The 26,339-nt window shown below is 28.5% G+C and carries 25 protein-coding genes and 1 pseudogene; 24 read left to right on the forward strand and 2 right to left on the reverse strand.

All coding sequences use genetic code 11. From position 1 onward, the window contains the following. The first annotated feature begins 102 nt into the window (after positions 1 to 102). From VJI94_RS05325 to VJI94_RS05425, 21 genes are all read left to right on the forward strand, one after another. Positions 103 to 1,281: a DUF819 domain-containing protein gene (locus VJI94_RS05325; RefSeq protein WP_324008624.1), complete on the forward strand. Its 1,179-nt coding sequence runs from the start codon at positions 103 to 105 to the stop codon at positions 1,279 to 1,281. A 145-nt stretch (positions 1,282 to 1,426) separates the two neighbouring features. Further along, complete coding sequence (locus VJI94_RS05330) at positions 1,427 to 2,083, forward strand: YoaK family protein (RefSeq protein WP_324008626.1); 657 nt, start codon at positions 1,427 to 1,429, stop codon at positions 2,081 to 2,083. 12 nt (positions 2,084 to 2,095) lie between these two features. Further along, the gene (gene trmL / locus VJI94_RS05335) at positions 2,096 to 2,593 is read left to right on the forward strand and encodes a tRNA (uridine(34)/cytosine(34)/5-carboxymethylaminomethyluridine(34)-2'-O)-methyltransferase TrmL (protein ID WP_278554686.1); all 498 of its coding nucleotides are present in this window, start codon (positions 2,096 to 2,098) and stop codon (positions 2,591 to 2,593) included. Then, a complete protein-coding gene (locus VJI94_RS05340) occupies positions 2,593 to 3,240 on the forward strand; it encodes a hypothetical protein (protein WP_324008628.1) in 648 nt (215 codons plus the stop codon). The genes trmL and VJI94_RS05340 overlap by 1 nt, the downstream gene beginning before the upstream one ends. 127 nt (positions 3,241 to 3,367) lie before the next feature. Continuing rightward, positions 3,368 to 3,997 (forward strand): hypothetical protein, encoded by a 630-nt coding sequence (locus VJI94_RS05345; RefSeq protein ID WP_324008629.1) that lies wholly within the window; start codon positions 3,368 to 3,370, stop codon positions 3,995 to 3,997. 271 nt (positions 3,998 to 4,268) lie between these two features. Continuing rightward, positions 4,269 to 5,789 carry an ATP-binding cassette domain-containing protein gene (locus VJI94_RS05350; RefSeq protein WP_324008632.1) on the forward strand — a complete coding sequence of 507 codons (1,521 nt, stop codon included), beginning with the start codon at positions 4,269 to 4,271 and terminating at the stop codon, positions 5,787 to 5,789. A gap of 98 nt (positions 5,790 to 5,887) precedes the next feature. After that, the gene (locus VJI94_RS05355) at positions 5,888 to 6,394 is read left to right on the forward strand and encodes an FHA domain-containing protein (protein WP_004831845.1); all 507 of its coding nucleotides are present in this window, start codon (positions 5,888 to 5,890) and stop codon (positions 6,392 to 6,394) included. Then, positions 6,387 to 7,646, forward strand: a complete 1,260-nt coding sequence (locus VJI94_RS05360; protein ID WP_324008654.1) for an FtsW/RodA/SpoVE family cell cycle protein — start codon at positions 6,387 to 6,389, stop codon at positions 7,644 to 7,646. The genes VJI94_RS05355 and VJI94_RS05360 overlap by 8 nt, the downstream gene beginning before the upstream one ends. 9 nt (positions 7,647 to 7,655) lie before the next feature. Continuing rightward, positions 7,656 to 9,056, forward strand: a complete 1,401-nt coding sequence (locus VJI94_RS05365; RefSeq protein WP_118058400.1) for a peptidoglycan D,D-transpeptidase FtsI family protein — start codon at positions 7,656 to 7,658, stop codon at positions 9,054 to 9,056. 8 nt (positions 9,057 to 9,064) lie between these two features. Next, positions 9,065 to 9,388: a hypothetical protein gene (locus tag VJI94_RS05370; RefSeq protein WP_004831842.1), complete on the forward strand. Its 324-nt coding sequence runs from the start codon at positions 9,065 to 9,067 to the stop codon at positions 9,386 to 9,388. 140 nt (positions 9,389 to 9,528) lie between these two features. After that, positions 9,529 to 11,277, forward strand: a complete 1,749-nt coding sequence (gene pepF, locus VJI94_RS05375; RefSeq protein WP_324008634.1) for an oligoendopeptidase F — start codon at positions 9,529 to 9,531, stop codon at positions 11,275 to 11,277. Between the two features lie 24 nt (positions 11,278 to 11,301). Continuing rightward, complete coding sequence (locus tag VJI94_RS05380; protein WP_324008635.1) at positions 11,302 to 13,326, forward strand: hypothetical protein; 2,025 nt, start codon at positions 11,302 to 11,304, stop codon at positions 13,324 to 13,326. A 95-nt stretch (positions 13,327 to 13,421) separates the two neighbouring features. Beyond that, positions 13,422 to 14,081 carry an MgtC/SapB family protein gene (locus VJI94_RS05385; protein WP_004831839.1) on the forward strand — a complete coding sequence of 220 codons (660 nt, stop codon included), beginning with the start codon at positions 13,422 to 13,424 and terminating at the stop codon, positions 14,079 to 14,081. Positions 14,082 to 14,263: 182 nt separating this feature from the next. After that, complete coding sequence (gene tyrS, locus VJI94_RS05390; RefSeq protein ID WP_324008636.1) at positions 14,264 to 15,490, forward strand: tyrosine--tRNA ligase; 1,227 nt, start codon at positions 14,264 to 14,266, stop codon at positions 15,488 to 15,490. A 9-nt stretch (positions 15,491 to 15,499) separates the two neighbouring features. Next, entirely contained in the window at positions 15,500 to 16,135 is a 636-nt protein-coding gene (udk, locus tag VJI94_RS05395; protein WP_324008637.1) for a uridine kinase, read from the forward strand. After that, positions 16,122 to 16,583, forward strand: a complete 462-nt coding sequence (locus VJI94_RS05400; RefSeq protein ID WP_248110407.1) for an aminoacyl-tRNA deacylase — start codon at positions 16,122 to 16,124, stop codon at positions 16,581 to 16,583. Before udk ends, VJI94_RS05400 begins: the two co-directional genes overlap by 14 nt. Next, positions 16,583 to 17,182 (forward strand): molybdenum cofactor guanylyltransferase, encoded by a 600-nt coding sequence (locus tag VJI94_RS05405; RefSeq protein WP_150262818.1) that lies wholly within the window; start codon positions 16,583 to 16,585, stop codon positions 17,180 to 17,182. Before VJI94_RS05400 ends, VJI94_RS05405 begins: the two co-directional genes overlap by 1 nt. 196 nt (positions 17,183 to 17,378) lie before the next feature. Further along, on the forward strand, positions 17,379 to 18,914 hold the full coding sequence (rny, locus tag VJI94_RS05410; RefSeq protein ID WP_324008638.1) for a ribonuclease Y: 1,536 nt from the start codon (positions 17,379 to 17,381) through the stop codon (positions 18,912 to 18,914). Between the two features lie 186 nt (positions 18,915 to 19,100). Further along, positions 19,101 to 19,595: a GNAT family N-acetyltransferase gene (locus VJI94_RS05415; protein ID WP_041953437.1), complete on the forward strand. Its 495-nt coding sequence runs from the start codon at positions 19,101 to 19,103 to the stop codon at positions 19,593 to 19,595. 10 nt (positions 19,596 to 19,605) lie between these two features. Then, positions 19,606 to 20,094, forward strand: a complete 489-nt coding sequence (locus tag VJI94_RS05420; RefSeq protein ID WP_324008639.1) for an isoprenylcysteine carboxylmethyltransferase family protein — start codon at positions 19,606 to 19,608, stop codon at positions 20,092 to 20,094. A 30-nt stretch (positions 20,095 to 20,124) separates the two neighbouring features. Further along, positions 20,125 to 20,730, forward strand: coding sequence for a class I SAM-dependent DNA methyltransferase (locus VJI94_RS05425; RefSeq protein WP_118058405.1), 606 nt, complete (start codon positions 20,125 to 20,127; stop codon positions 20,728 to 20,730). 78 nt (positions 20,731 to 20,808) lie between these two features. Here VJI94_RS05425 and mscL read toward each other — a convergent pair. After that, a pseudogene (mscL, locus tag VJI94_RS05430) lies at positions 20,809 to 21,224 on the reverse strand (large-conductance mechanosensitive channel protein MscL). Between the two features lie 116 nt (positions 21,225 to 21,340). On the opposite strand from mscL, the gene VJI94_RS05435 reads away from it, so the two are divergent. The 3 genes from VJI94_RS05435 to thrS all read left to right on the forward strand — a co-directional run bounded on the left by VJI94_RS05435 (position 21,341) and on the right by thrS (position 25,477). After that, positions 21,341 to 22,033: a DUF6873 family GME fold protein gene (locus tag VJI94_RS05435; protein ID WP_118058407.1), complete on the forward strand. Its 693-nt coding sequence runs from the start codon at positions 21,341 to 21,343 to the stop codon at positions 22,031 to 22,033. Between the two features lie 2 nt (positions 22,034 to 22,035). After that, the gene (hisS, locus tag VJI94_RS05440; protein ID WP_324008640.1) at positions 22,036 to 23,337 is read left to right on the forward strand and encodes a histidine--tRNA ligase; all 1,302 of its coding nucleotides are present in this window, start codon (positions 22,036 to 22,038) and stop codon (positions 23,335 to 23,337) included. A gap of 193 nt (positions 23,338 to 23,530) precedes the next feature. Then, the gene (thrS, locus tag VJI94_RS05445) at positions 23,531 to 25,477 is read left to right on the forward strand and encodes a threonine--tRNA ligase (protein WP_324008641.1); all 1,947 of its coding nucleotides are present in this window, start codon (positions 23,531 to 23,533) and stop codon (positions 25,475 to 25,477) included. Between the two features lie 49 nt (positions 25,478 to 25,526). Here thrS and VJI94_RS05450 read toward each other — a convergent pair whose 3' ends face one another. Next, the gene (locus VJI94_RS05450; protein ID WP_029950349.1) at positions 25,527 to 26,330 is read right to left on the reverse strand and encodes a CPBP family intramembrane glutamic endopeptidase; all 804 of its coding nucleotides are present in this window, start codon (positions 26,328 to 26,330) and stop codon (positions 25,527 to 25,529) included. Positions 26,331 to 26,339: the final 9 nt, after the last annotated feature.

Genomic DNA, 26,339 nt, shown 5'->3' on the forward strand with positions numbered 1-26,339 from the left:
GACAACGATTGCCTATAATGGTAAAATAAAATAAATAAGAAATAACTATCAAAAATGTTTTTTGTTTTTTCTTATTGAAAATATATTTTAGGAGGGTTTTTTATGATTACAGATGGATTTCAATTTATTGCTCTGTTATTTTTTGTTTCAGGTATAGTTATTTACTTGGAAAAGAAGTTTAAAAATGGAATATTTTTTAAATATATTCCTGCGTTGGTTATAATTTATTTCGGCGCTATGATTTTATCTACATTGGGCGTATGGGATATGAATGTGGAAAGTGTATCTAAAGCCAGAAGTGTTTTAAAAGATGCAATATTGCCGTCAATGATATTTTTAATGCTATTAAGGGCTGACCTTAGAGATATAGCAAAATTAGGTCCTAGAATGATAATTTCATTCTTTACTGCAACATTTACTATAATGATTGGTTTTGTTGTGGCATTTCTTATCTTCAAAGGAAGTCTTGCATCCAATGCACCTTTGACTTTTGGAGCACTAGCAGGAAGTTGGGTTGGAGGAACACAAAATATGGTTGCGGTACAACAAGCAGTAGGACTTGAAGGCTCAGGAATGGGTTATACACTATTGATTGACTCAATAGACTATTCAATATGGATAATGTTCTTATTATTCTTAGTTCCATTTGCAAACAAGTTTAACAAGTGGACAAAGGCGGACACATCAAAAATTGATAATATAAATGAACATTTAACTGCAAAATTTTCAACAATAAGTAAAGAGATAACTTTCCAAGATATATTTTTCTTATTGAGTGTTGCACTTGGAGTTACAGCAGTTACAACAATAATGGGAAATGAATTGGTAAAAGTTCCTGCACTTGCATTTATGGGAGCAACGGGTTGGACAATAATCATAACTACAATTTTAGGAGTTATTTTTGCAATGACACCACTTGCAAGAATTCCAGGATCTCCTGAAGTTTCAAATGTACTATTATATATGCTAATAGGCTTAATCGCATCAAATGCAAACTTTATGGAACTTACTCAAGCTCCGGCATATATTTTAGCAGGTTTTGTAATTCTTATAATTCATGGAGTTTTAATGGCTATAATCGGAAAAGTATTCAAACTTGATTTATTCACTTGTGGTATAGCTTCTCTTTCAAACATAGGCGGAGTAGCTTCTTCACCTGTACTTGCTGCGGCATATTCACAATCATTGGTGCCGATAGCTGTATTAATGGCATTAATCGGAGTTATTACCGGAACGTTTTTCGGAATTGGAGTTGCAAAATTCCTGACACTTTTAGCTTGATGAAATTTTTTTATAGAATGGTTGATTTTATCAGCCATTCTTTTTTTGTGTAAAAAGTTTATTAAATGTATCAAAATATAAAACTTGTAAAAAGTTTTTTTTTGGTATATACTATTTTGGGAATGTTTTAAAAGGAGTTTTGTATATGAAAAAGGCAATGCAAATGTCCGAATCCGTTGAAGTTGCAATTTTTTTAGCATTAAGCGGGGGGCTTATGGATGCATATTCATATCTTTTAAGAGGAGAAGTTTTTGCGAATGCACAAACTGGAAATATGTTGTTATTAGGAGTTCATGCTTCTCAAGGAAATTGGGAAATGTGTTTAAAATATGCTTTTCCAATATCTTTTTTTACTTTTGGGATTTTTTTATCGGATTTATTTAGAAAAAAAGGTAATTTTAAATTACATTGGCGACAAAATGCTGTTATATTTGAAATACTTTTGCTTATTTGTGTGGCATTTATTCCTGAAAATATGAATGCACTTGCAAATGCAATGACATCTTTCGCCTGTGGAATACAAGTTCAAAGTTTTAAAAAACTTTGTGGCATAGATTTTTCTACAACAATGTGTATTGGAAATTTAAGAGGTGGGACTCATAATTTAGCAGAGTATTTTTATACAAAAAATAAAAAATTTTTAGAATATAGTTTAATGTATTTTGGAGTTATATTATGTTTTATTATCGGAGCGATTATAGGAAGTAAATTTAGCAATATCTTAGGATTAAAAACTATTTTGTTAAGTGCTTTTTCGCTTATTATTTGTGTATTTATTATGTTTATAGATAGAGAAAATTAAAGGAGAGAGATTTTGTTTAATATAGTTTTGTTGGAACCGGAAATTCCTTTCAATACTGGGGCTATTGGAAGAACTTGTGTCGCAACCGACACTAAATTACATTTGATAAAACCTTTGGGTTTTTCACTTGATGATAAAATGGTGAAGAGATCGGGTCTTGATTATTGGGATAAGTTAAAACTTTTTGTCTATGAAAATATTGAAGATTTTTACGAAAAAAATCCGAATGCAAATATCTATTTTTCAACTACAAAGGCAAAAAAAACCTACGATAAGGTAGAGTATTCTCCAAATGATTATATAATGTTCGGAAAAGAGAGTAAAGGAATACCGGAAGAAATTTTAGTTAAAAATGAGGAGCATTGTGTAAGAATACCGATGTGGGGAGAAATTCGTTCCCTAAATTTATCAAATTCGGTAGCAATAGTTTTGTATGAAGCATTAAGACAACAAGATTTTTCAGAACTTGAAAAGTTTGGAAATTTGCATAGATTACATTGGAGTGAATAATGGACGAAGAATTATATGATTTATTAAAACAAAAAAGAAAAATAGAAGCCGTAAAGTATATTAGAAATAAATATGATATGGATTTTAAAAGAGCAAAAGAAACAGTTGATAATTTAACTGAAAAAGTGGAATATTTTGAAGGAAAAAATCTTGGCTTATTTGAAGAAGATTTTTCTGACAATAAAAATTTAGATACTTCTGAAATATCTGATGACAATTTATATGCTTTAATAAAAGAAAATAGAAAAATTGAGGCTGTAAAATATGTAAAGGATAAGTATAATTTTGATTTAAAAACATCTAAGAAAATAGTTGATAGTTTAGATATAAATAATCTAATGGCATTTACAGAAAAAAATATTGTTTCTGCATCAAAAACTGATTTTTCTAAATGTGGAAGTGGTTATAGAAACGAAAGTTATTCCTATGAAATGATTGATGGAAAACAACATTTCTTTGCATATAAAGATGGAGAAAAAAGAGAAGTCGGTAGGACTGCAATTCCTAGTGAAATATTGAAATGGTTTGAAAAAGCTGGAGAAAAAGCTTCAGATGAATATGAAGATAAAGAATATAGGAAAAAAAATATCTTTTGGGGAATTTTGTTGGTAGCATTAATAGTTGGAATTTATTTCTACTTTAATTAAAATTTGACATTTTAAAGAAATCGAATTTTTTACTGTTGGGATAAATTAAAACTGTTTGTCTATGAAAATATAGAAGATTTTTCAAAACTAGAAAAATTGAAATCTACATATTATATTGGAGTGAGTAATGGACGAAGAATTATATGATTTATTAAAACAAAAAAGAAAAGATGATGCCATAAAATATATCAGAAATAAATATGATATGGATTTTAAAAGAGCAAAAGAAACAATTGATAAGATGACAAAAACATTGGAATATTTTGAAGGAAAAAATCGTGGATTATCAAAAGAAGACTTTCATGATATGTTTAAAAATTCAATAATATCAAGGATATATGATAATGATTTATATGCACTGATAAGAGAAAATAGAAAAATAGAAGCTGTAAAATATGTAAAAGACAAATATAATTTTGATTTAGAAAAGGCAAAAGCTATGGTTGATACTTTAGAGCCGGAGATGTTTACAGAAAAAAGTATTATTTCTGCATCAAATTCTAATTCATCTAATTTTGAAAGTGGTTATAGTATTGGAAACTATTCCTATAAAATGATTGATGGAGGACAACTTTACTATACTTATAAAGACGGAGAAAAAAAAGAAGTAAATAGGGTTTCAATTCCAAAAGATATACTTAAAGATTTTGAAGAATCTGCAGATGAATACGAAGATAAAAGAATAAAAAGAAAAAATATTCTTTTAGGAATATTTTTAGTGATTATAATAACTGGAATACTTATTTACTTTAATTAAAATTTGACACTTTAATTTGTTTGTGTTAAAATTTAAATGATGTAGAGATATATCAAAATTAAATTAAAAATTCAGGAGGAAGGAATGTTAATTAGATAACTATTATGAAACAGAAATTTAATAGCTTTTCAGAGCTTAGTTTTTTGTTGCCATTTTAGTTATACATTCCTTTTTGTGTTCTTTTTTAGGACTCCTTTTTGAGTTGCAAAGTGAATGTTGAAATGGCAATAAGTAGGTTGCCATTTTTTTGTGGCTTAATTGAGGAGGATATATGCTTAGTATAAAAAATTTAACGATATATTTAGTGAATGATTTAAGAACAGTAATTGAAAATTTTAGTTTTTCTTTAGAAAACGGAATGAAAGTTTGTATAATCGGAGAAGAGGGAAATGGAAAGTCTAGCATTTTAAAGGCGATAGTTGATGATGAGGGCTTAAAAGAATATGCAGAAATAATTGGAGATATAAATAAGTCTAATGAAGTTATTGGATATTTACCACAGATTTTGGAAACCAATATTTTAGATTTTTCAACGAAAGAATATCTTGAAAATAAGATTAAAGAAGAATTTTTTGACTACAATTTATTTTATAAATTGTTAAAGGAGTTAAATTTTGATGAAAATTTAATAAATGAAAAGCAAAAGATAAGTGAATTATCAGGTGGAGAAAGAATTAAATTTATTTTGCTTTGTGAACTTATGAAAGAGCCTACTTGTCTTTTATTGGATGAGCCTAGTAATGATTTGGATATAAATTCTATTGAATGGCTTAAGAATTTTATAAAAAATATTGATATTCCAATAATTTTTATTTCTCACGATGAGGATTTGATTGAAAATTGTGCAAATGTAATTATTCATATTGAGCAACTTATGAGAAAACAAAAGCCAAAGATTTCAATTGAAAAGTTGGATTATGAAAATTATGTTGAAAATAGAGGTAATGCTATTGAAAGACAGGAGAGAATTGCAAAAAAGCAAAGAGAAGAATTTAATGAAAAGGTAAGAAAATATCAAAAAGTTTATGAGAGAGTTCAACATGAGATAAGAAGTACAAAAGATGATCTTATTGGAAGAAATCTTAAAGATAAAATGCATACTGTAAAGTCTATCGGTAGAAGACTTCAAAAAGAAAAGGAGAATTTGCTTGAATTTCCAGATTATGAAGAATCGATTTTTGTAAAATTTGATGAAAATGTTAATTACTCTACAAAAAAGGAAATTTTGGATTTGAATTTGGAAAAACTTATTATTGGCTCTAAAGTTTTGAGTGAAAATATAGAGTTAAAGGTATTTGGTACTGATAAAATCTGTATAATCGGAGAAAACGGAATAGGAAAGACAACTCTTTTAAAGATAATTTTGGATAATATAAAGAAAAATGTAAAGATTGCTTATATGCCTCAGAATTATGATGATAAAATGAATGTTGAAATGAGCATTATAGATTATTTGAGTAAGACTTATAAAAAGGAAGAGACTACAAAAATCAGGACATTTTTGGGTTCAATGAAATTTACTGCAGACGAGATGTTTCATAATTTAAAATCACTTTCTGGAGGGCAAAAAGCGAAAATTTACTTTTTAAAAATGATTTTGGAAAATCCAGAAGTTTTGATTTTAGACGAGCCTACGAGAAATTTATCCCCTTTTTCGTCAGTTGAAATCAGAAAATTATTAAAATCATATAAAGGCTCAATAATCTCAGTTTCTCACGATAAAAAATATATTAATGAGGTTTGTGATAAAGTTTACAAACTTACCAAAAATGGATTGGAACTTGTAATTTAAAAGAGAAAATACATTTAAGCAAAATTTTGACTACTTTTTGTATTTATGGTAAAATAAAGTTTAATAAAATCAGATTTTAACATAAAAGCGGAGGATATATGGATAAAATTTTTGATATTTTGGAAGGTATTTTTTCAGTTGAAACCTTTGGAAATTTAAAGCTATATGATTTAATGGCAATTATTTTTAAATATATTTTTGTAATTATTATCTATTATTTTATTTATAATATAATTAAAATGATATATTTTGATATTAGCACAACAAGTGAAATGAGTGAGGTTTCTAATACCTATCTAAAACTTATAAACAGAAAGGAAAGTCTTCCTTTTAAAGTTCATGAACATTATTATATAAATAATGAGACAACTTTAGGTCGTGGTGATTCTAATGATATTGTAATAAATGATAAATTTATTTCTAAGAAACATATGAGAATTATTAAAGAAGACGGAATTTATTATATTGAAGATTTAGGCTCTGCAAATGGGACTTTACTTAATGGAGAACCAATTACAGAGGCTATTGAACTTAAAGATAAGGATTTAATAGATGTTGGTAGAATTGAGTTCTTATTTGTAAATGAGGAAGTTGATGATGATTAGTAAAAAATTAATGTCAAGATTTAGAACTTTAACTGTAAATTCCCATGTCAGTACAAAGAGTATACAAGGACTTTTGTTATTCTTTCAAATTTTAGGATTATTTTTAATTATGGCTAGGGATTTTGCGAATTTTGACAAAACTAAGTTGTATTTTATGATTGCATTGATTGGTTTTGTATATATTTCTGGGAAATTGGTACAAAAGTTTACTAGAGGCGATTATTATATAATGCTTATTGCGAATATGCTTTTTTCTATTGGAATTTTAGAGATTTATAGACTGAATAATAAGTTGGCATATAGACAAATTATTTGGTTTTGTATTGGAATTGTAGCTTTTTGGGTTGTATATTTGATTTTAAAATATGTAAAGATTTGGAGCAAAATGTATTATTTTTATGCTGGAATTTCTTATCTTTTGTTTATTGCAACTTTTTTATTCGGTAGAAAAATTAATGGTGCAAAAAACTGGATAAGATTGGGATCGAATTTTGCTTTCCAACCGTCCGAGCTTATAAAGATAGCTTTTGTCTTTCTTATTGCAGCTTTTTATAAAAATAGAGATAAGTATGAAAAAGATTTTTTCAAAAAATATAGTTTGCATTTCTTTTTCTATACATTTTTAGGATTTTTATTTTTACAAAAAGACTTAGGTACAGTACTTGTGTTTTCGGGAGTTTTTATCTTTGCACAGTATATGTATGAACCGCATAGAAAATATATATTTGTAAATCTTTTGATTCTTTCTTTCGGAGCCGTGTTGGGATATGTTTTGTTTAAGCATGTTAAGGTAAGAGTAAAAATTTGGTTAGATCCTTTTAAATATGCAGATGGAATGGGCTATCAAATAATTCAAGGTTTTTATGCGATTGCAAGTGGGGGATTTTTCGGAAAAGGTCTTGGACTAGGAAGACCTGATTATATTCCATTTGCTGAAAGTGACTATATATTTGCAAGTATTTGTGAAGAAATGGGAATTTTAATGGGAATGGGCGTAGTTATGTTGTTTTTAATCTTAACATATAGAGGAATAAAAACTTCTATGGAACAACATAATAAATTCTATAAGTATGTAGCTTTTTGTCTTTCATTAATTTTCGCTTTTCAGTCATTGATAATGTTCGGAGGAATTTTAAAACTTATTCCACTTACAGGAATCACAATACCTTTTGTCAGCTATGGAGGTTCTTCAATTCTTTCAAGTTTCATTGCTTTGGGGATTTTACAGTATGCCTCTGAAGAAAATATATAGGAGGATAGTATGGTTGAAATTAAAAGATATAAGAGGATTTTAACATTTATAAGTTTACTATTTATTTTAATTCTTGGATATATGACTTATTTTCAAGTTGCAAAAGCAGATAAACTTAAAAATGATGAAGATAATAAAAGAAATTGGGTTGATGACAACAAATTAAAAAGAGGAAACATTTTAGATTCTGAAGGAAATATTTTAGCTGAAACTAAAACTGATGAAAAGGGAGATAAATTCAGATATTTTCCTTATGGGGAAGCCTATGCTCATATAGTCGGATATAACAGCAAAAAATATGGAAAAACGGGAATTGAGAAAAAATTTAATACAACTCTTTTAAACAAACAGGATAAAACTCCTATAGGAGAATTAAAGAAAATTTTAATTGATCAAAAAGAAGGTAATTCAGTAAAATTGACTACAAATACGGAATTGCAAAAATATGCCCTTTCTCTTTTGGAGGGACATAAGGGGTCGATGATTTTGATGAATCCACAAACCGGATCAATAATTGCAATGGCGGACAGACCTACTTTTGATCCAAATAAAATAGAATCTAATTGGGCAAACATTATTTCAGATGAGGAAAATGCACCGCTTTTAGCGAGAAGTACTTCCGGACTTTTCACACCCGGATCTGTTTATAAACTTATAACAGGAACTGCATTGCTTGAAAAACTTAGTGGAAGTGATTTAAATTACAATGATAAAGGTTCAACAACTATTGACCATTATAAAATAAATAACTATGCAAAGGAAGTCAATGGAAATATAGATTTGAGAAAGGCTTTGGTAAAATCTTCAAACACATATTTTGCAGATCAAGTACAAAAAATTGGAGTTGATTCTATGATTGATGTAAGTAAAAGATTTATGTTCGGTCAAGAAATTCCTTTTGAGTTAAAAACTGCAATTTCTCCAATTCCGTATAACGATAAAACTACGGCTTTGGAACTTGGAACTGCGGCGTTTGGGCAAGGAAAAGATTTGGTTACTCCATTACAGGTTGCATTGTACACAAGTGCAATTGCTAATGGCGGAAATATGATGAAACCTCATATTGTAAGTGAAATTCTAGATCCAAGTGGAAAAATAATTGAAAAAGTTACACCTGAAGTTTTATCAAAAGTTGCTGACAAAAAAATAATGGACACAATGAAAGATTATTTAAAATCTTCAGGGGATAGAAATTTCGCCGGATTTGTGAAAGGAAAGAAAGTTGCAGGTAAAACAGGAACCGCAGAAAAAACAAAGGATAAAATTCATTCTTGGGTTACAGTTTTTTATCCTGTAGATAATCCTACAATTGTATGTACAGCATTTTTTGAAGAGGAAAACAAAATTGCCGCTGAAATGATTCCTCTTGTAAAAAAACTTGTAAATAAAGCGATAGAGCTTGGATATTAGGAGATACTATGAATTATAGAGTGCTATTTAGAATTGAAAGATTAAAACTTATAGATAAATTGAAGGCAAAAATCGTAAATTATAGAAGGTATTGCGAAGAAATGGGTGATACTTGTGAAATTGAAATAGTTTGTGCAGGAAATGTGGTTTCACATTTTTTAGAGGAAGATGAGTTTTTTAAAGATGAAAGTCTACAAGTTAAACTCTGTAAAAATGCTTTAAACGGATTAAAGCCGAACTATGAACAGAAAAATATTCAAATAGTATCAGCCGGTATTGGGGAAGTAATTAAGAGAAAATCTGAAGGCTGGATTGAATATACAATAGAATAAAAATTTACTGAAAAAAGAATGTTTACAGAAGAACATTCTTTTTTCTTATGAAGAAATATGTTTTTAAAAATATTGATAAAAAGTGAAAAAAATGGTAAAATTAATGTGTATAATTTTAATTTTTTGTTTGGAGGGGCATAATGGAAAAATATAATTGGTCATTAGAAAAAATTTATAAAAATGTGGATGAAGCAAGAGCTGAAATAAAACTTTGTGATGAGTTTGTTGAAAAACTTACAAAGGAAGAAAAATCAGTTAAAAATTTAAAAAATATTATGGAATTATCCGAAAAAGCAAATAGACTTATGGAAAAATTATATACTTATTCATATATGAAAAGAGATGAAGACAGTAGAGTTCCTGAATCTCAAAAATTAGCTTTAGAAGTAAATTCACTAGGTACAAGATTAGGTTCTGCTATGGCATTTTTTGATCCTTTCTTAATGAATTTATCTGATGAAGAATTGGAAAATTTCTATAAAGAAGGAGATAATGAAAAATATAGAATTCATTTTGAAAATATTTTAAGGTTTAAACCTCATACTTTAAGTGCCGATGAAGAAAAACTTCTTGCAAATTGTAGTGAAATGGAGAGGACAGGTCAAAATTCATTCTATATGTTAAGTTATGCTGATATGGATTATGGTAATATTGAAAGTAAAGGTGGAGAAAAATTAACTCCGGCTAATTTCAATACTTTTCTTTTAGATGAAAATGAAGAAGTAAGAAAAGAAGCGTTTGATAAAATGTATAAAACTGTTTCAAACTTTAAAAATACTTATGCCACAACTTTATACAGTGCGATTAAGAACTTAACAACACTTGCTAAGGTTAAACACTATCCTTCAGCTAGATATATGGAATTATTCCAAGATTGTGTACCTGAAACAGTTTATGACTCATTGATAGAAAGTATTGAAGAATATCTTCCTTCTCTTCATAAATATTATGGATTAAGAAAGAAAGCATTAAAGAAAGATAAACAATATATGTGGGATGTTTCTATAAATTTAGAAAAAGAATTTGATCAAAAATATCCTTATGAAAAAGCAAGAGAATTAATAACTGAAGGTCTTAAACCATTGGGAGAAGACTATATTGAAGTTTTAAATAGAGGTTTTGACGATCGTTGGGTTGACGTTTATCCAAGAGAAGGAAAAGCTGGTGGAGCATATTCATGGGGAAGCTTTGATACAGATCCATATATCCTAATGAATTATACAGATACTTTAGATAGTATGTTTACATTAGCTCATGAATTTGGACATTCAATGCATAGTTATTATTCAAAATCTGACAATGACTATCTATATGCTCAATATAAGATTTTCGTCGCAGAAGTTGCATCAACTTTTAATGAATTAACTCTATTAGATTATTTGTTAAAGAATGTTAAGAATAAAAATGAAAAGATTTATATCCTAAACTATTACATTAATATGTTTATCGGAACAGTATTTAGACAAACAATGTTTGGTGAGTTTGAAAAGAATACACATTTAGAAGTTGAAGCAGGAAATGCCTTAACTGCTGATGATTTCACAAGAATCATGGGAAAATTAAATGACAAATATTATGGAGAAAATGTTGAAAAGAGTGAATTAGCTAATTACTTATGGGCTAGAATTCCTCATTTCTACACTAATTTCTATGTATATAAATATGCAACAAGTTTCTGTGCTGCAAGTTTCTTATCAAGCAGAGTTGTTAAGGGAGATAAAGAAGCATTAAAGAGTTATAGAAATTTCTTAAAAGACGGATGTAGACATCAACCGATAGAACAATTAAGAGCTGCAGGAATAGATATGGAAGATAAAAATTCTATCAATAAAGCTCTAGATGTTTTCAAAGGTTTAGTTGACGAACTAGAAAAAGAATTAGAAGCTTAGAAAGATTTAAGGAGGGTTTTTTTCGTGTCTAAGAAAAATAAAAAAAAGAATAAAATTGAAAAAAATTCTTCAAATTTTTCAGAGGGTGGATTTGATAAATCTATTTTATCCGACTATTCTCAATGGAGAGAAGATTATTCCGAAAAAGAAATTTCTGAAGAAACTGTCCTCGAATCCACTAAAGAAAAAGAAACTGATAAAGTAGATGATTTAGATTTTAAATCAAGTCTTATCAATTCGGAAGTGGAAGATCATACTTTTTCAACTGATGAAGAAAAAGCAAAAATAAATTCAAAGGTTGAAAAAGAAAAAGAGAATAAAGAAGAAAATAACGAAGAAGATAAAGAAAAAAACAAAGACGATAGTGAAGAAGATGAAATATTAACAGAAACACAAAGACTTCAACTTATTTACGGGAATGTTGTTCCTCTACATGAAAGACGTCGTAGAGGAAGCAAAGCTGTTAAGAATAAAGAAAAAAACAAAGATAAAAATCCAAAAGTTTTAGAAACTGTAAAGGACGAAGAAAAAGAAGCATCTGTCGAAGAAAAAATTGCTCAAAGTTCAGTTGAAAATATTGAAAAAAAGGAAACTAAAAAGCAGGAGAAAATTGAAGAGCAAAAGGAAGGTAAATCCAAAGAAACTGAGAAGCAAAAAGAAATTCAAAAAACAAAGGAAGAAAAGGATAAAAAGGAAGTAAATAAATATGATATGCCGAAAGTTCCAAAAACTTTGAAGATAATTTTTGCTTGTACTATCCTTTTAGCAATTTCAGTAGTCAGTTTTTTTGGACTTAAGGCATATCACTCTCTTGGAGTAAAACTTCCAAGTATTCTATCCGGAGTTGAATCCAAAAAAATCGGATTTTATACTTCAAACTTTGTTTTTAATGGGAAAGTATTAGATAAAGATCAAGCAGAATATCTTATATCTATGTTTGAAGAAGATGAAACAAAATTAGCTACAATTAAAAAATGGCTTAAAGAAGATGCTGAAAATCTAAAGAAAGATGAAAACTATAAGAGTGATAGACCTGTTAGGCTTCAAAAAAGCGGAAAAATTTTAGGACTTTTTAATGATTATAAAATTTGTTTAGATCCGATAAAATTGAAAGTCGAAAAGAATGATAAGGTGGAAACTTCTATTTTATTAAACGGAAAAGAAGAGAGCGTTTCAGATAAAGAATATGAGCTGTTTCCGGGAAAATATACAATCTTTTATTATGATAATAATGTAAAATTAAAAGAGGAAATTTCTCTTTTTTATGATGAAAAGTCTGGTGTTAAAAATGTCTCTTATGGAGTGGGAGCGGACTACAAATTGGCAAATGAAGTTGAAAAACTTGACACAAACTCAAAGGAGAGTTCATTTAAAATAGTAACAAGAGATGAAAATAGTATTTTATTTGTAAATGATAAAAATACAGAATTAACTGTAAAGGAATTTAATAAATTGTCAGGAACAAATATTAAAAAGGGTGATATTTTAAAAGTTGTAACAAAAATGCCTTGGGGATATACAATTTCTGACGGAGTTACTTATCAAGGAGAAAGAAAAGTAAATGTAAGTACTCCTCTTAGCGATAAAAGATTACTTGATGTTGCAATTTCAAGAACTATTGAATTATTAAGAGAAGATGTTCAGTCAAGAGGCAAAAAAGATGCAAGTTTATTGACTACAATGATAAATCCATCTTTACAAATTGAAGCAAAAAGAGTTGAGTCATTGATAAATAACGGAAGAGAATATATTGGAGGTTATCCTTCAATGGAATTTGACCTTAATTCTTTTGAAATAAGAGAATATGGAGATACTTATGAAATGTATATAGGTGGACATCTATTAGTTCAAGAAACAACTTATCCTCAAAATAGTAAACCGCCAAAATTGGAATCAATAACACCGACAGAATCAACAGTCGGATTCCATTTTATCTATGATAAACAAAAGAAAAATTGGTATAGCAATGTTTGGGGTTTTACAACAAGAACAATAACAAGAGATAATATAAAAAGTGTTGATATCTCAAAAGATATGATTGCGAGGTAAGTTTATAACATGATTTTGACCGACCTTAAAAATTGAATAAAATCAGTTTTATTAGGTCGGTTTGTTATATTTAAAATAAATATTAGGAGCATTGTATGAATATTGATATTATTTTTCAAAATATTGAATTTTTGATAAAGATGGTTCTTGCAACTTCTATGGGGGCAATAATCGGTTTTGAAAGAAAGAGTAGAAATAAAGAAGCAGGTATTAGAACTCATGCGATAGTTTGTTTGGCATCAGCACTTATGGTAATAGTTTCTAAATATGGTTTTTTTGATGTAGGAAATTATGATGCAGCACGTGTTGCAGCTCAAGTTGTTTCCGGAATTGGCTTTTTGGGAGCGGGACTTATTTTTATAAAAAATAATGCCGTAAATGGATTGACAACTGCTGCAGGGGTTTGGGCTACTGCTGGAATTGGACTTGCTATGGGAGCGGGACTTTATGCGGTTGCAATTTTTGGAACTCTTTTAATTGTAATCATTCAAACTTTGATGCATAAGGATACATTTTTAAATAAAGACCATTTGACTATTACATTTGAGATAGAGTTGGAAGATAGTTTTAATTCTATCAGAGAAATTAGAAGTTGTTTGGAAAGATTTAAACTTGAAATTCAAAATGTGGAGATTATAAAGAAAAATAGATTCGTAATAGTTAAATTTTACACTGTTGTTCCTCTCGACTTTGAAAGAGAGCATTTGGAAGATTTAATTTTTGATGATGAAAGAGTTAAAAAGATTGAAATGTAGTTGACTTTTTTGACTATTTTTTATATAATTATTTCAATATTTAATATTGAGCGTTGATTGTGCTTACAACACAGGAGTTTAAAAGTGATTGTGCTTAAACAATATGAGGCCTATGCGAAGAAGGGTGGTACCACGATAAGTCGTCCTTTCACAGTTTTAGGTCTTTTTTTATAGGAGGTTTTATGGAATACAAGAATATTTTTGAAGAGCTTGTCGATAGAGGATATTTTGAACAAGCTACTTATGAAGATGAGTTAAAAGAATTATTATCCAAAGAGAGAGTAAAATTTTACATAGGTTTTGATGCGACAGCAGATAGTTTGACAATTGGACATTTTATTCAAATTATGGTTATGAAAAGAATGCAAAACTATGGTCATATTCCAATTGCACTTTTAGGTGGAGGAACTACAATGATAGGAGATCCTTCAGGAAGAAGCGATATGAGAATGGTAATGACTGAAGAACAAATTAATTATAATGCTAAAAGATTTTTTGAACAACTTTCAAGATTTATTGATTTTTCTGATGGAAATGCGATTATAGAAAATAATAAAGATTGGCTTTTAGACTTAAATTTTATAAAATTCATGAAAGAAGTAGGAGTGCATTTCAGTGTAAATAAAATGCTAACTTGTGATGCTTATAAAAACAGAATGGAAAAAGGTCTTACATTCTTTGAATTTTCATATATGTTAATGCAAAGTTATGATTTCTTATACCTATACAGAAAACATGGTTGTAAATTGCAATTAGGTGGTTCTGACCAATGGAGCAATATCCTTGGAGGATATGATTTAGTAAGAAAGCTTGAACAAGATAAAGTTTATGCTATGACTTTTAAACTTTTAACAACAGCTGACGGAGTTAAAATGGGTAAATCTCAAAAAGGTGCAGTTTGGTTAGATGAAGAAAAAACATCTCCTTATGAACTTTTCCAATATATGAGGAATGTTGATGATAGAGATGTTGAAAAGTTTTTACTTATGCTTACTTTCCTTCCTACAGAAAAATGTAGAGAATTAGGCAAATATAAAGATGAAAGAATTAACGAAGCAAAGGAAATTTTAGCTTTTGAAGTAACAAAGATTATTCACGGAGAAGAAAAGGCACAAAAAGCATTGGAAACTGCCAGAGCATTATTCAGCGGAGAACTTTTAGATGAAAATATGCCTTCAACTGAAATCAAGAAATCAAATTTTGAAAATGAAGAAATAGGAATTCTAGATTTGATTAGAACTTGTGGACTTTCAAAGTCTAATGGAGAAGCTAGAAGACTTATAGAACAAGGCGGAATTTCTTTAAATGGAGAAAAAGTTGCAGATACTAATTTAAAAGTTTCTCTTAATTTAGAAGAAATAGTAATTAAAAAAGGTAAAAAAATCTATCACAGAGTAATTGCTTTATAGGAGTTTTTGATGAAAAAAGAAGATGTATATGTAGTAGGAATTGCCGGAGGCTCAGCTTCCGGTAAGACTACGATTATTGAAAAGTTGAAAAAACAATTTAAAGATGAAATTGTTATGATTAGCCATGATTTTTATTATTGGCCAAATGATGATAAGACTTTAGAAGAAAGGGCAAAGTTGAATTATGATCACCCTAAGTCTTTTGAAACTTCTAAACTTATTGAAGATATAAAGATTTTAAAATCAGGTAAAGCAGTAGATTTACCGATTTATGATTATACAATGCATACTAGAAGCAAAGAAACTTTAAGAGTATATCCAAAGCCTGTAATAATAGTTGAGGGCATTTTAATTTTGGAAGATGCAAGACTTAGAGAGCTTATGGATCTAAAGGTTTATGTTGATACGGATGCGGATGAAAGACTAATTAGAAGGATTTTAAGAGATACAAAAGAGAGAGGAAGAAGTCTTGAAAGTATTTTAACTCAATATCAAAACACGGTTAAACCTATGCATGAGGAATTTATTGAGCCAAGTAAAAAACATGCCGATATAATAATTCCTCGTGGCGGAGAAAATACTCCGGCAATAGAGATGTTGGTTCAACATTTAAAGACTTTTTTGGATAAAAATGAAAAAAAATAGTAAAACAAATGTATGCAGAATTTTAGATAGTAAAAAAATTAAATATGAATTCGTAGTTAGAGATGAAGACAAAGAATTTGAAGAAATTGGAATAGATAGAAATATATGCTTTAAGACACTTGTTCTAGAGGGAAGTGATAAAAATCATTATGTCTGTGTTATTCCGATTGATAAGCATCTGGATTTAAAAAAGGCAAGTAAATTTTTAAAACTAAAGAGTATTAGAATGATTTTACAAAAAGATTTGGAACCTCTAACTGGATATGTTCACGGTGGATGTAGTCCTGTTGGAATGAAGACTAAATTTAAAACTGTTTTTGATGAAACCGCAAAAAATATGGAGAAATTTCTTGTAAGTGCTGGAAAAGTTAGAAATTCAATCATAGTAAATCCAATTGAATTTGCTTGCTTTTGTGATGCGGATTTTGCTGATTTGGTGGTAAAATAATGATAAATTGTATTATACTAGCAGGTGGAAATTCTATAAGAATGACTTTTCCAAAAGAATATATAGAGATAGAAGAAAAATATTTGATTCACAATTCAATAGAAATTTTAAAAAATGTTTTTGACGATATTGTTGTTGTTTCTAATAATAGAGGACATTATAAAGATTTAAAAGTTAGAGTTGTAAGAGATATTTTTTATAAAAAAGGTCCAATGGCTGGGCTTCATAGCGGACTTTGTTATTCCAATAGTGATTTTTCTTTTCTGACTGCTTGTGATATGCCTAATATGGATGAAAAATTTATTAGATTTTTAATTTTAAAACTGGATAAAAATTTTGACGGTATTGTTTGTCTTTCTGAAAAAGGAAAGATACTACCTATGAATGGTATTTATAGAAATTCATTGAAAGAAAATTTAAGAGAAGAGTTAATCAAAGATAATCGTAAGTTTGTAAGATTTATTGAAGATAATAATTTTAAATTTTTAAAATATGAAGATTGGAAAAAATTCGATGAGAAAAATATATTTGAAAACTTAAATACTATAAAAGAATTGGAAGAATTTAAAAAGAAATTATTGACTATAAAAAAAGATTGATGACGGTTTAAGCCGTCATTTTTGGGTTTTATGAAAATACATTATTAAAATTAATACATTTTTTATACAATTTGTTAAATTGACAAAATACTAAAAAAGTTGTAAAATAGTGGTGGCGAGAAGTCGCTATTAACTTTAAGGAATAATGATTTGATAAGTGTAACTTGAAAATTTAATAAAAGGAGGTGTGAAACTAATGCCAATGGAATTTTTATTAATGCCTGTTTTTTTAATAGTGGGTGTGGTTGTTGGATATGTTTTTAGAAGATTTACTTCAGAAAAACTTATAAACGGTGCCGAAAATCATGCTAAAAAAATTGTTGAAGATGCTATTAAAGAAGCTGAAACTAAGAAAAAAGAAAAATTAGTTGAAGCTAAAGAAGAAGCACATAGAATTAAACAAGAAAGCGACAAGGAAAACAGAGAGAGAAGAAATGAAATTCAAAAATTGGAACGTCGTTTGATTACTAAAGAAGAAAATTTGGATAAGAAAAATGAAAATTTAGATAAGAAAAATGAACGTTTAAATAAAGAATTAAAAGCTTTAGAAGTTAAAGAAACTGAAATTGAAAAATTAGTTGAAAAGCAAAAAGAAGAACTTGAAAGAGTTGCCAATATATCATCTGAAGAAGCTAAAGAAATTATACTCGAAGAAGTTAGACAGGAAAGTATAAAAGATGCTGCAAATATCATAAGAGAAATTGAACAAAATGCTAAAGATAATGCAGAAAAAAATGCCAGATATATTATTGGAACAGCTATCCAAAGATATGCTGCCGATCAGGTCGCAGAATCTACGGTTAGCGTTGTAACTTTACCTAATGATGAAATGAAGGGTAGGATTATAGGTAGAGAAGGAAGAAATATAAGAACATTTGAAAGTTTGACAGGAGTTGATTTAATTATAGATGATACTCCGGAAGCTGTTGTTTTATCTTCCTTTGATCCGGTTAGAAGAGAGATTGCAAGACTAGCTCTTGAAAAATTGATTAATGACGGAAGAATTCACCCAACAAGAATTGAGGAAATGATTGAAAAAGCAAGACAGGAAGTTGAAAACAGCATCAGAATTGCAGGAGAAGATGCTTGTGATCAAACTAATATTCATGGATTACATCCTGAACTTGTGAAACTATTAGGAAGATTAAAGTACAGAACTTCTTATGGACAAAATGTTTTGAAACATTCAATAGAAGTTGCACATATGGCAGGAATGTTGGCTGCTGATATCGGAGCTGATGTTAAGATTGCAAAAAGAGGTGGTCTATTACATGATATAGGTAAGGCTATAGATCACGAAATGGAAGGAAATCACGTAGAATTAGGCGTTCAGATGGCTAAAAGATATAAAGAAAAACGTGAAGTTATCCATTGTATTGAAGCACATCATAATGATGTAGAACCTTCAACTGTTGAGGCACTTTTGGTACAAGCGGGAGATGCTATTTCAGCTGCAAAACCGGGTGCAAGACGTGAGTCTGTTGAAAATTATATTAAGCGTTTGGAAAATCTTGAAGAAATTGCAAATTCATTTGACGGAATTGAAAAATCTTTTGCAATTCAAGCAGGACGTGAAATAAGAGTATTGGTTAAACCGGAAATTATTGACGAAGACAAGATGTTGTTAACTTCAAAGGCAATAGTTAAGAAAATACAAGAAGAACTTGAATATCCTGGAACAATTAAAGTTAATTTAATTAGGGAAACAAGAGTTATTGACTACGCTAAATAGTTTTTAAATTTGAAAACAAGAATGTTTATAGAAATATAGACATTCTTTTTTTATGCAAAATTGAAAGTTGTTAGATTTATTTATGTATCTATGATACATTTAGTTATAAAATTATTGATATTGCTTTGCGATTGTGATATATTTATAGTGATTAATAATTTTGTTAGCAAATAACCGGAGTAAATTATGAATAAGGAAAATATAAATATTGAGTATGTAAACGAAGAAAATTCACGGTTTTTAAAAAATATTTTAAGAGATGATATTAGTGAAGATTTTGTAGATTCGTTGGATGTAGTTCTAGAAATAACAAATTATGGAATAGAACATAATTGTAAAGGACATACTTATGCAATTAAATATGATGAAAAACACATAGGCTTTATACTGTTATGGGAAGCCATTGAATGGAGTACAGACCCTGAAATAATGAAAAAAGAGCCTTTTTATAGGCTTATGGCATTTATTATTGATAAAAGATATAGAGGTTGTGGGATAGGATCTTATGTTTTAGAAAAAGTTATCTTACAATGTTATGAAGAATATGGAATAAGACCTATTGCATTAGGTGTTCATAAATATAATTACAGAGCTGAAAAGTTTTATGTTAATAGAGGTTTTGTAAAAACTGATTTTATGGAGGGAAATGATTACTATTTTTTTAGATTTCCTAAATTTTAAGGAGTAAATTATGAAAAGAGAAAAATTATCAGTTTTAGGAATTGGACCGATATATGTGGGTATTATATTAGTCATAACAGCGATATTAATATTTTTACAAAACAAGGGTTATTTTAAAAATGGGGAAATACTTTTTTTAAAAATTCCTTTTATAATTATAGGTATTTTATGTATAGTTATAGGTATTGGGCTGTGGATTTCTGCAGTTGTTAATTCAAGAATTTCTAAGAATATAAAGGAACTAAAATTGGTAACTACCGGAATTTTTTCGGTTGTAAGAAATCCGATTTATTCAGCTTTTATGTTTCTTTGTTGGGGAATTTGTTTTGTTTTCAATAATTTATATTTTTTAGTTACAATTCCAATATATTGGATTCTTTTAACAATTTTAGTGAAAAGAACTGAAGAAATATGGCTTAAAGATATTTTTGGAGAGGAATATCTGGAATATTGTAAGAGGACAAACAGATGTATCCCTTGGTTTTCTAGAAAATCTTGATTAACTTATTATTTAAATTTAGGGGGTAGTATGAGTAATTATTTTGATGAAGTTGCTAAAGTTTGGAATACTGAAGAGAGAAAAAACAGAACTTTTACCATATACGAAAAAATGTTCAAGTATTTAGGAAAAAATCTGAAAGAGAAAAAGGCTCTTGAAATCGGATCGGGAGATGGACTTCTTGCAACTTTATTATCTAAAGATTTAAAACATATTGATTGTATGGATACTTCTTTAAAGATGAGAGATGAGTCATTAAAGAGAATAAATGAAATGAAAATAGAAAATATCAGTATAAATGATGAAAATTTTTTGGATAATTCGAATGAAAAATACGATGTAATTTACAGTTTAACTGCTTTTCATCATATTGTAGATGTAGATGCGGAGCTTAAGTTGTTAAGAGAACATATAAAAGAAAATGGGAAAATAATTATAATGGATTTAGATACTGTTTCTCCTGATTTTCATAAGGATTTTCCAAATTTCGATGGACATGATGGTTTTTCAAGAGAAGAAATGGAAAATTATTTTAAAAGAGCATCATTTATTCCGAAAAACTATGAGATTTTATGGAATGGAAGAAGCAAGGAAATTGATTTTAGAATTTTCTTAATGGAAGGAATTTGCAAATAATAAAATTAGCATTATAAAAGCCGAGTTGAATTTACAACTCGGCTTTTGGTTTTAAATACATAAAATCCTATTTTTGTATTAATGTTTTTCTTTAATATCATTTAAGATATTCTTAATGTCTGTTAAAATTTCTTCTTGAGTTGGAGCTTTCGGAGCTTCTTCAACTACTTCTTCTTTCTTTCTTGTTAGCTTATTCATAGCTTTTACCATCATAAAGATACAAAATGCTATAATTAGAAAATCAATTACATTTTGAATAAATGTGCCATATTTAAAGGCAACTTCTGCAATTTCTTTAGACTTATCTCCTGCTTTTAAGACAATTTTTAGGTCTGAAAAATTAATTCCACCTGTTAAAATTGAAAGCAAAGGCATTAGAATATCATTTACTAAAGATGTAACGATTTTTCCAAATGCTCCACCTATATAATTACCCCAACTGCCAAGTCCATTACATTACCTTTTAAGGCAAATTCTTTAAATTCTTTTAACATAAACTTCCTCCTATAAATAAAATATGATAAAATAGATTATAGTAAAATAATTACATTATAATCATTTAGTCTGTTATTACCCAATTATAGAGAATTTAACCATTTAGGAGATTAATATGTTACATAAAATTATAGTTAGCAACCGTGCTAGTGCAAGTTTTTTTGAACTTTTAGAAAAAGAAAATATTAATTATATAAAAAGTTTGAATAATGAAAAATTTAATATAAATTATAATGACCATGTCGATTTAAGTGTCCTAAAAGTTGATGAAGATATTTACATAGAGTCTTCTGTTTTTGACTATTATAGTAAGTATTTGAGTGGATTTAATTTAAAAAAGGTGGATGTATCATCTTTTAAAAATGGAGAAATGGTCTTAAATATAGCAAAAAATAGTAAATATTTTTTTCATAATGAAAAATTTACAACAAAAGAAATTTTTGAAAAGCTTAAAACAAATAGAAAATATATAAAGATAAATCAAGGCTATTCAAATTGCAGTATGATTTGTTTTGAAAATCGTATAATAACAAGTGATGAGGGTGTATATAAAACTTTGAGGCTTGAAAATATTAATGTTGAACTTGTTACAACAGAAGGAATTATTTTAAATGGATATAAAAATGGCTTTATCGGTGGAACCTGTGGTTTTGTTTCTGATGATATCCTGTTATTTTATGGTGATGTGACAAAATATCGAGATTATGATATAATTAAACGCATAGCTGATGAAGAAAATGTGAAAATACTCTATCCTAAAGATGAAACTTTTGTAGATTTAGGTGGAATTATTTCACTCTGGAGGTAATTATGGGATTTATTAAACCGAGCAATGTTGTTGGTACAATGGAACTTTTACCAAATGAACAAATTTTGTTTGACAATGTTAAAAATATAATTGAAGATACTTTTAAAAAACGTGGTTTTTTACCAATAGATACGCCAATCTTTGAAAAAAATGAAATTCTTTTAGCTAAAGGTGGCGGGGAAACTACAAAACAAATTTTTAAAATTGATTCAGAAAGCAAGGACATTTCTTTAAGATTTGACCTTACTGTACCTTTGGCAAGATATGTTGCTCAATATTTTAGCGACTTGAATTTTCCTTTTAGAAGATATCATATAGGTAAAGTTTATCGTGGCGAAAGAAATCAAAAGGGGAGATATAAGGAATTTTATCAATGTGATATTGATGTTATCGGTAATGGAAAACTTGATATTAAAAATGATGCAGAGCTTCCTTATATAATTTATGAAATTTTTTCAAAAATTATTAATGAAAAATTTGCAATAAATTTTAGTAATTTAAAAATTATTAATGGACTTTTTGAAAATCTGGGTGTAGATAATAAAGCTGATATGCTTCGAATAATCGACAAGATTGAAAAAATTGGTTTTGAAAAAGTTGTAGAAGAACTTAAAAATACAGGGCTTGATGATAATAGTTTAGAAAAAATCATTGAATTTATAAAGATTTCAGGAAGTAATGAGAAAATTATCGAAAAACTAAATTCATTAGGAATTGAGAATGAACTTTTTGATAAAGGTGTTGAAGAGCTTAAAGAAGTTTATGAATGTATGAAACTTTTTGGAATTCCGGAGGATTATATAAAAATTAATCTTACAATTACAAGAGGTCTTGATTATTATACTGGAACTGTTTATGAAACATTTTTAGAAAATTATAGACAACTTGGAAGTGTTTGTTCAGGTGGAAGATATGACGATTTGGCAAGTAATTATACAAGTCAGATTTTACCTGGCGTTGGTATTTCTATCGGACTTACAAGATTGTTCTATCAACTACTTGATAAAAACTTATTTAAGGAAATCAAGACAAATAGTATTGATGCTTTAATTGTTCCAATGGAAAATTGTTATGATTATGCTATAAAACTATTGAATAAATTTGAAAATAGTGGTAAAATAATACAAATATATTTTGAGGACGCAAAGATGAAGAAAAAAATATCTTATGCGGACAAATTAAATATTCCTTATATAATCATAGTTGGAGAAGACGAAAAAGCAAATAATACTTATACTGTTAAAGATTTAAAGACAGGAGAACAATCGACTGTTGATTTTGAAGGATTGATAAAGTTAATATAGACGTTGAAGTAACGAGTAGGACCTAAGCACTTTAAGAGAGAATGAAACGTGGCTGGAATTTCATTTAAGAACGCTATTTACCGAAAACTATTACTGAGTCTTTTATCTAATTAAGAAGTAATTAGGGTGGAACCACGAGTCATCGTCCCTACAGTTTTGTAGGAATGGGGCTCTTTTTTTATAGGAGGATAATATGGAAATGATTAAAGTTACATTCCCTGACGGGTCTGTTCATGAATTTGAAAAAGGTGTAAAGATTTTAGATGTGGCAATCAGTATTTCAGAGGGTTTTGCAAGAAATGTTTTAGGAGCTGTTGTTAATGATGATGTCATAAAAGGTTTAAGTGAAACTTTAAAAGAAGATTGTGCAGTTAAATTTGTAAAGTTTGAAGACAAAGAGGGAAAAGAAATTTTTTGGCATACATCAAGTCACGTTATGGCTCTTGCTATTCAAAGACTATTTCCTGATACAAAATTTGGAATAGGTCCTGCAATAGAAAATGGATTTTACTACGACTTGGATTCTGAACATAAATTCACACCGGAAGATTTAGAAAAAATCGAAGCAGAAATGAAGAAAATCGTTAAGGAAGGTTATTCTGTTGATAGAAAAGAAGTTGATAGAGACTTTGCCTTGAAATATTTTGCTGAAAAAGGACAAGATTATAAAATTGACTTAATCGAAGGCTTTGACAAAGATGCAGAACTTTCTTTCTATGAATTAGGAGAATTTACTGACCTTTGTAGAGGACCACATCTTGTTGATGTTAAAAAGATAAAAGCAGTTAAACTTTTAAGTATAGCTGGTGCATACTGGAGAGGTAGCGAAAAAAATAAAATGCTACAAAGAATTTATGGTATAACTTTTGAAAAGAAAAAAGATTTGGATGAATATCTCGAATTTTTAGAAGATGCTAGACAAAGAGACCATAGAAAAATCGGTAAGGAATTGGGAATCTTTATGATTAGCCAAAATGTAGGGGCGGGTCTTCCTTTCTGGCTACCTAAAGGTGCAACAATTAGACGTGTAGTTGAAAGATATATAGTTGATAAAGAAATCGAATGTGGATATGAACATGTTTACACTCCAATTCTTGCGAATGTTGACTTGTATAAAACTTCAGGTCATTGGGATCACTATCAAGACAGTATGTTCCCACCAATGGATTTAGGAAATGGAGAATTGCTAGTTTTAAGACCTATGAACTGTCCACATCATATGGAAATTTATAATAATGATGTTCATAGTTATAAGGAATTCCCTATAAGAATTGCTGAACTTGGAATGATGCACCGTTATGAAATGAGTGGCACACTTTCAGGATTACAAAGGGTTAGAGAAATGACTTTAAATGATGCCCATATCTTTGTTCGTCCTGATCAAATTAAAGAAGAATTTACAAGAGTTGTAAATTTAATGAAATCAGTTTATGAAGATTTTGATATAAAGAATTTTAGATTCAGATTAAGTTACAGAGATCCTGAAAATAAAGAAAAATACTTTGATGATGATGAAATGTGGAACAATGCTGAAGCAATGCTTAAGAGTGCAATGGATGACTTAGGATATGAATACTTTGAAGCAAAGGGGGAAGCGGCTTTCTATGGTCCTAAACTTGATGTTCAAGTTAAGACTGCAATAGGTTTAGAAGAAACTCTTTCTACAATTCAACTTGACTTCTTATTGCCGGAAAGATTTGACTTAACTTATGTTGGAGAAGATGGAAAGAATACTCACAGACCTGTTGTAATTCATAGAGGAATTGTTTCTACAATGGAAAGATTTGTAGCTTACTTGATTGAAGAATATAAAGGAGCATTCCCAACTTGGTTAGCACCGGAACAAGTTAAAATTTTACCTATTTCTGATAAATTTAACGACTATGCTTATGAATTACAAAAAGAATTTGCTAAAAAAGATATAAGAGTAGCAGTTGATGATAGAGCAGAAAAAATTGGTTTAAAAATCAGAGAAGCACAACTTTCAAAAATTCCATATAGTTTAATCGTTGGAGAAAATGAAGTAAACGAAAGAACAGTTTCCGTTAGAAAACGTGGAGATGGGGATAAGGGTTCAATGAAATTTGAAGCATTCCTTGATAAGATTTTGGAAGAAGTAAATTCTAAAGTTGTAAAATAAAAAAGTTATATTAAACAAAAAGCTATTGAAGCAAAACTTCAATAGCTTTTTAATTATATAATGTCATTATTAACGCTAAAAAATTATTCAAAAAATGTCCCAATACACAAGGTAATAAAGAACTTGTATTTTTATATATTAAACAACCGATAAAACTTGGAACGATATATAGAGGAACCAAATACAATCCATCGTGAATCACCGCAAAGGTAAATGCTGAAACAAAAGCAGGTAATATTACTTTTAAAAAAATTCCCTTATCTTGAAAAATTTCGTGAAAAAATGTAAATATACCATATTTAAAAGCAATTTCCTCTCCAAGTGGAGCTGCGATTAATATATTTAATATCAACAGTTTATTAAATTTCAAAGACTCAAAAAGACTTCCCGTATTCTTGCTTTTAAATGTGAGACCTAAAAGGGGATATAGATATGAAATTATGATATTCCATAAAATCATAAATATTCCAAGCCCAATTCCAAATAATAATAATTTTTTTAAAGAAGTTTCGGACTTTTTTATTGAGATACTGTCATTTCTTTTTTTACTTAGCAAAACAGCTATTATAAATGTAATAAATGTTGCGATAGAGCTTAATACACTTGTAAAAAACTTATTAAATAATTCTTCATTTTCCAACAGATATTTATTATTTTTAAAAAAAATAGATACAAATCCGGAACTCATCAAATTTTCCATGATAGTTGAATTTTTTAAAAGATTAAAAAATACTATCAGAATTAAAATCGGACTTATAAAATAATTTAAAATTAAAATTAAAGATTTTTTGTTAAATTTACTTGTTCTAACATCCGAGTTTGACAAGTTTATATTTTCTATAGATTCGTTCATAATACGTAC

The organism is Parvimonas sp. D9 (assembly GCF_035282565.1).
Lineage (GTDB): Bacteria > Bacillota > Clostridia > Tissierellales > Peptoniphilaceae > Parvimonas > Parvimonas micra.

What these genes read in the sequence shown, in the direction of transcription:
- VJI94_RS05325 (WP_324008624.1), top strand. Translation starts at nt 103, where the DNA reads ATGATTACAGATGGATTTCAATTTATTGCTCTGTTATTTTTTGTTTCA.
- VJI94_RS05330 (WP_324008626.1), top strand. Translation starts at nt 1,427, where the DNA reads ATGAAAAAGGCAATGCAAATGTCCGAATCCGTTGAAGTTGCAATTTTT.
- VJI94_RS05340 (WP_324008628.1), top strand. Translation starts at nt 2,593, where the DNA reads ATGGACGAAGAATTATATGATTTATTAAAACAAAAAAGAAAAATAGAA.
- VJI94_RS05345 (WP_324008629.1), top strand. Translation starts at nt 3,368, where the DNA reads ATGGACGAAGAATTATATGATTTATTAAAACAAAAAAGAAAAGATGAT.
- VJI94_RS05350 (WP_324008632.1), top strand. Translation starts at nt 4,269, where the DNA reads ATGCTTAGTATAAAAAATTTAACGATATATTTAGTGAATGATTTAAGA.
- VJI94_RS05355 (WP_004831845.1), top strand. Translation starts at nt 5,888, where the DNA reads ATGGATAAAATTTTTGATATTTTGGAAGGTATTTTTTCAGTTGAAACC.
- VJI94_RS05360 (WP_324008654.1), top strand. Translation starts at nt 6,387, where the DNA reads ATGATTAGTAAAAAATTAATGTCAAGATTTAGAACTTTAACTGTAAAT.
- VJI94_RS05365 (WP_118058400.1), top strand. Translation starts at nt 7,656, where the DNA reads ATGGTTGAAATTAAAAGATATAAGAGGATTTTAACATTTATAAGTTTA.
- VJI94_RS05370 (WP_004831842.1), top strand. Translation starts at nt 9,065, where the DNA reads ATGAATTATAGAGTGCTATTTAGAATTGAAAGATTAAAACTTATAGAT.
- pepF (WP_324008634.1), top strand. Translation starts at nt 9,529, where the DNA reads ATGGAAAAATATAATTGGTCATTAGAAAAAATTTATAAAAATGTGGAT.
- VJI94_RS05385 (WP_004831839.1), top strand. Translation starts at nt 13,422, where the DNA reads ATGAATATTGATATTATTTTTCAAAATATTGAATTTTTGATAAAGATG.
- tyrS (WP_324008636.1), top strand. Translation starts at nt 14,264, where the DNA reads ATGGAATACAAGAATATTTTTGAAGAGCTTGTCGATAGAGGATATTTT.
- udk (WP_324008637.1), top strand. Translation starts at nt 15,500, where the DNA reads ATGAAAAAAGAAGATGTATATGTAGTAGGAATTGCCGGAGGCTCAGCT.
- VJI94_RS05400 (WP_248110407.1), top strand. Translation starts at nt 16,122, where the DNA reads ATGAAAAAAAATAGTAAAACAAATGTATGCAGAATTTTAGATAGTAAA.
- VJI94_RS05405 (WP_150262818.1), top strand. Translation starts at nt 16,583, where the DNA reads ATGATAAATTGTATTATACTAGCAGGTGGAAATTCTATAAGAATGACT.
- rny (WP_324008638.1), top strand. Translation starts at nt 17,379, where the DNA reads ATGCCAATGGAATTTTTATTAATGCCTGTTTTTTTAATAGTGGGTGTG.
- VJI94_RS05415 (WP_041953437.1), top strand. Translation starts at nt 19,101, where the DNA reads ATGAATAAGGAAAATATAAATATTGAGTATGTAAACGAAGAAAATTCA.
- VJI94_RS05420 (WP_324008639.1), top strand. Translation starts at nt 19,606, where the DNA reads ATGAAAAGAGAAAAATTATCAGTTTTAGGAATTGGACCGATATATGTG.
- VJI94_RS05425 (WP_118058405.1), top strand. Translation starts at nt 20,125, where the DNA reads ATGAGTAATTATTTTGATGAAGTTGCTAAAGTTTGGAATACTGAAGAG.
- VJI94_RS05435 (WP_118058407.1), top strand. Translation starts at nt 21,341, where the DNA reads ATGTTACATAAAATTATAGTTAGCAACCGTGCTAGTGCAAGTTTTTTT.
- hisS (WP_324008640.1), top strand. Translation starts at nt 22,036, where the DNA reads ATGGGATTTATTAAACCGAGCAATGTTGTTGGTACAATGGAACTTTTA.
- thrS (WP_324008641.1), top strand. Translation starts at nt 23,531, where the DNA reads ATGGAAATGATTAAAGTTACATTCCCTGACGGGTCTGTTCATGAATTT.
- VJI94_RS05450 (WP_029950349.1), bottom strand. Translation starts at nt 26,330, where the DNA reads ATGAACGAATCTATAGAAAATATAAACTTGTCAAACTCGGATGTTAGA.